Genomic DNA, 4,747 nt, shown 5'->3' with positions numbered 1-4,747 from the left:
AGGCCGAGAAGGGGACCATGGCGCCCAGGTTGTTGCGGACGTACCAGCGGTTGATGTCCTCAGGCACCATCCGGTGCTGCGCATCGGACTGCAGGTAGACCTTCTTGACGCGGCCGTTCTGGATGAAGTTGTTGACGAAGGAACTACCCCAGCCGCTGGAGAGGGCGTTGTTGACGTCGTCCAGGGCAACCCCGAGGGCGCCGGCCCTGACGTCGTCGATGTCCAGCTTGAACTCGGGGGAGTCGTCCTGGCCGTTGGGTCGCACGGCAACCAGCTTGGGGTTCTTCATGGCCATCCCCAGGAGCTGGTTCCTGGCCTCCATCAGCTTGGCGTGGCCGACGGCGCCCCTGTCCTGCAGCTGGAAGTCGAAGCCGTTGGCCTGGCCGAGCTCGACCACGGCGGGGGGCGCGAAGGCGAAGGCGAGGCCGTCCCTGAACTTGGAGAAGGCACCCATCGCCCTTCCCACCACCGCCTTGGTGCGCAGGTTGGGAGTCGGGCGAAGCTTCCAGTCCTTGAGCTTCACGAAGGCGAGCCCCATGTTCTGGCCGCGGCCGGCGAAGCTGAAGCCGGCGACGGTGAGCACCGCGTCCACCGAATCCTTCTCCTTCTCCTTGAAATGGGTCTCCAGCTGCTTCAGCACCCCCAGGGTCCTCTCCATGGTGGCACCGGCGGGGAGCTGGACCTGGCAGTAGAGTATCCCCTGGTCCTCGTCCGGCAGGAAGGAGGTCGGGAGGTGCAGGAAGAAGTACGCCATGCAGCAGACGATGGCGACGTAGATGGTCAGGTAGCGCACCGGCTTGCCGAAGGAGCGGCCGACGATCCCCTCATACTTGCCGCGCCCGAAGTCGAAGAGGCGGTTGAAGCGACGGAAGAACCAGCTGAACCAGCCGGACTCGCCCGCCGAGTGCCCCTTGGCGATCGGCTTGAGGATGGTGGCGCAGAGGGCGGGGGTGAGCGTCATGGCGACCAGCACCGAGAGGACCATGGCGGAGATGATGGTGACCGAGAACTGGCGGTAGATGACGCCGGTGGAGCCTCCGAAGAAGGCCATCGGGGCGAAGACGGCGGAGAGCACCGTCACGATCCCCCACAGGGCGCTGGAGATCTGGTCCATCGACTTGATGGTCGCCTCCCGCGGCGAGAGCCCCTCCTCGCTCATGATCCTCTCCACGTTCTCGACCACCACGATGGCGTCGTCCACCAGCAGGCCGATGACGATGACCAGGGCGAACATGGTGAGGGTGTTGATGGAGAAGCCGCTGGCCGAGAGGACCCCGAAGGTGCCTAGAAGCACCACCGGTACCGCGATGGTCGGGATCAGGGTGGCCCGGAAGTTCTGCAGGAAGACGAACATGATCACGAAGACCAGGATGACCGCTTCCACCAGGGTATGCACCACCTCTTCAAGGGAGATCTTGACGAAGGGGGTGGTGTCGTAGGGATAGACCGTCTTGACGTTGGCGGGGAAGTACTTGGAAAGCTCGTTCATCTTCGCCCGCACCCGGTTGGCGGTGTCGAGCGCGTTGGCGCCGGCCGCCAGCCTGATCGCCATGGCGCCCACCGGCTTGCCGTTGTAGAAGGACTGGATGTCGTAGTTCTCCGTGCCGATCTTGCACTCGGCCACGTCCTTGAGCCTTACCGTCGAGCCGTCGGGGTTGGTGCGCAGGATGATCTCGCCGAACTGCTCCGGGGTCTGCAACAGCGTGCGCGCGGTGATGGTTGCGTTCAGCCGCTGCCCGATGTTGGCCGGCATGCCGCCGAACTGGCCGGCCGAGACCTGCGCGTTCTGGGCCTGCAGCGCCTTGGTGACGTCACCGGTGGTGAGGTGGAAGTTGTTGAGCCGGTCGGGGTTCAGCCAGACCCGCATGGCGTTCTGGGCGCCGAAGATGGTGACCTCGCCTACCCCCTCCACGCGGCTCACGATGTCCTGCACGTTGGAGACCAGGTAGTCGGTGAGCACGTTTCTGTCCAGGGCGCCGTCCTCGGAGACCAGGCCGACCACCATCAGCCAGTTCCTGGTGGACTTGAGGACGGAGATCCCCTGCTGCTGCACGATCAGCGGCAGAAGCGGGGTGGCGAGCTGCAGTTTGTTCTGTACCTGCACCTGGGCGATGTTGGGGTCGGTGCCGGCCTTGAAGGTGAGGTTGATGGCGACCGCACCGGCGGAGTCGCTGGTGGAGGACATGTAGATCAGGTGGTCGATGCCGTTCAGCTTCTGCTCGATGACCTGGGTCACCGTGTCCTGCACGGTCTGGGCGGAGGCGCCGGGGTAGACGGCGTTGATGGTGATCTGGGGAGGCGCGATCGGCGGGTACTGGGAGACCGGCAGGGTCTTCACCGCCAGTGCTCCGACCAGCATGATCATGATCGCGATAACCCACGCGAAGATCGGGCGATTGATGAAAAAACGAGGCATCGGGGAAACTCCTTATCCGTTGCGAAATCAAAAGTGGACGGCTTCCAGCATAGAGGCGAACTACCCAAAGGGGAAGCGGGAGGGTAGGATGTCGCACCAACTCCATCCTTCTCAGCCAACTCCCCCTCGCCCTACGGGAGAGGGTCGGGGTGAGGGTGGCCACCTATCTCCATGGAAGCTTCCCTCACCCCAGCCCTCTCCCGGGGGGGGAGGGAGCGGTTGGCGCTAGGGGAAAGGGGAGAGATATCGTCAAGAGTAGGGCCTTATTTCTTGGCTCCCGCCGGCTGTGCTGCCGCGGCAGGCTGCGCGCCCGGGGCGCCTGCGCCCTGCGGGACCGCCTTGGCGACGAAGGGGAGCGCCTTCACCTGGGTACCGGGCTTGGCCTTCTGGATCCCTTCCACGATCACGCGGTCGCCCGGCTTGAGGCCGTCGTCCACCAGCCACTTGTCGCCGACGGTCCGGGAGACCTTCAGGATGCGCGGCTCAGCCTTCTCGCCGGCCCCCACCACCATGGCGACGGCGTTGCCGGCCGGGTCGCGGGTCACCCCCTGCTGGGGAACCAGGATCGCGTTGCCGCTCACCCCTTCTTCAAGGATGGCCTTCACGTACATGCCGGGGAGCAGGGTGTGCTTCGGGTTGGGGAAGACGGTGCGCACGGTGACCGAGCCGGTGCTGGGATCAACCGTGACGTCGGAGAACTTCAGGGTTCCCTCCAGCGGATACGGGGTGCCGTCCTCCAGGAGCAGCTTCACCCGCGCCTTGCCCGCCCCGGCCTTCAGCTTGCCCCCCGCCAGTGCGCGCTGCAGGCGCAGCATGTCGGCGCTGGACTCGGTGACGTCCACGTACACCGGGTCGAGCTTCTGGACGGTGGAGAGCGCCGTTGCCTGCCCGGCGGTTGCCAGGGCGCCGTCGGTGACCAGCGATTTGCCGATGCGCCCTTCGATGGGGGAGGTCACCTTGGTGTAGGCGAGGTTGATGCGGGCGGTCTCCAGGTTGGCCTTGGCGGCCTCCACCTCGGCCTCGCCGGTCCTGACCGCGGCGGCGGCGTCGTCATAGTCCTGCTTGCTGACCGCGTTGATGGAGACCAGCTGCTTGTAGCGTTGCTCTTTGAGCTTGAGCGGGACCAGGTTGGCCTCCGCCTTGCTCAGGGCGGCCTTGGCGCTGCCGTAGGCTGCCTGGTACGGCAGGGCGTCTATCTGGTAGAGGACCTGACCGGCCTTGACGTCGGAGCCTTCGGTGAAGAGCCGCTTCTGGATGATCCCCCCCACCTGCGGACGCACCTCGGCGACCAGGTAGGCCGAGGTCCGGCCGGGCAGCTCGGTAGTCAGCGCGACGTTCTGGGGCTTCACCTCGAACACCGAGACCTCCGGCGGGCTCATGGGCGGCGTGGCGGCCGTGGCAGGCGGAGCGGAGTTATTTCCGCACCCGGAGGTCATCAGGGCGGAGGCCATGAGCAGCGCGCCGAGGAAGCTGATTTTGTAGCTGTTTTGCATGCAACACCTCATCCTTTGTAATGGAAAATGCCGGTCCCTGATTGCCGGGACCTAAGCTGTGATCACTTTTGCCGCGGGTAGAGACAGACACCGATGACGACCACCCAAGTCACCGCGACCGCTATGGGAAGCAATTTGATTAGCATTTCGTTTGTCCTTCTTTTGCGGGTAAAACTCTTCGGCGCCTTACATCAGCGCTTGACCGCGTTCCAGCACCCTTCGATGGTCTGCTCGATCATGGTGTCGTCGAGAGCGATGAAGCCATGGTTGTGGTCCCGGCTGATGAGGATCAGGGGACCGAAGGTGAGGCCGAACAGTATGGGAAGTGGCAGGTCCTTCACCCCTTGCTGCTCCAGCGCCTCGTGGAAGATGTCCCAGCAGAGGTTTCTCTGTTTGCCGAGAAGCTTGTCCCGGCGTTGTGCCACACCGTACGGCGAGTTGTGGAATTGCTCGACAAAGCGGAAGTCAACCGGGGAGGCAATCCACCACTTCACCAGCACCCGCGCAAAATGGAAGAACTTCTCGCGCGGCGTACCCTGCTCCGGAAATCCCTGTAGCACCTTAGCCTGCAAGCGCTCCTCCAGATCCTTATAGGTGCCGGTGATCAGCGCGTCCTTGTTTTCGAAATACCGGTAGATGGTGCCGGCCGCGACGCCAGCCCGCTCGGCTACCATCGCCATCGGTGCGCCGTGGAAGCCGTGCTCGCCGACCAGTTCCACCGTGGCCTGGATGATAGCCGCCTTCTTCTCGCGGCACTCTTTCTTGTCACTACAATCCATGTCATTACCCCACTGAATGAACGTTCATTCTGATCTATACCTTTCGTCGGCCGGTGTCA

At 64.1% G+C, this 4,747-nt stretch carries 3 protein-coding genes; all 3 read right to left on the bottom strand.

The window, feature by feature from the left end; all coding sequences use genetic code 11:
• Positions 1-2,416, bottom strand: a 2,416-nt coding sequence (locus VJ604_RS03395; RefSeq protein ID WP_324079975.1) for an efflux RND transporter permease subunit, incomplete at its 3' end; no start/stop codon positions are given.
• A 263-nt stretch (positions 2,417-2,679) separates the two neighbouring features.
• On the bottom strand, positions 2,680-3,909 hold the full coding sequence (locus VJ604_RS03390; protein WP_324079974.1) for an efflux RND transporter periplasmic adaptor subunit: 1,230 nt from the start codon (positions 3,907-3,909) through the stop codon (positions 2,680-2,682).
• 191 nt (positions 3,910-4,100) lie between these two features.
• Positions 4,101-4,688 (bottom strand): TetR/AcrR family transcriptional regulator, encoded by a 588-nt coding sequence (locus VJ604_RS03385; protein WP_324079973.1) that lies wholly within the window; start codon positions 4,686-4,688, stop codon positions 4,101-4,103.
• Positions 4,689-4,747: the final 59 nt, after the last annotated feature.

The organism is Geomonas sp. (genome assembly GCF_035254065.1).
Classification (GTDB): Bacteria; Desulfobacterota; Desulfuromonadia; order Geobacterales; family Geobacteraceae; genus Geomonas.
This window is presented reverse-complemented; position numbering and strand designations above follow the sequence as displayed.

Excerpts from the sequence above, each read along its gene's own strand:
- VJ604_RS03390 (WP_324079974.1), bottom strand. The coding sequence starts at position 3,909 with ATGCAAAACAGCTACAAAATCAGCTTCCTCGGCGCGCTGCTCATGGCC.
- VJ604_RS03385 (WP_324079973.1), bottom strand. The coding sequence starts at position 4,688 with ATGGATTGTAGTGACAAGAAAGAGTGCCGCGAGAAGAAGGCGGCTATC.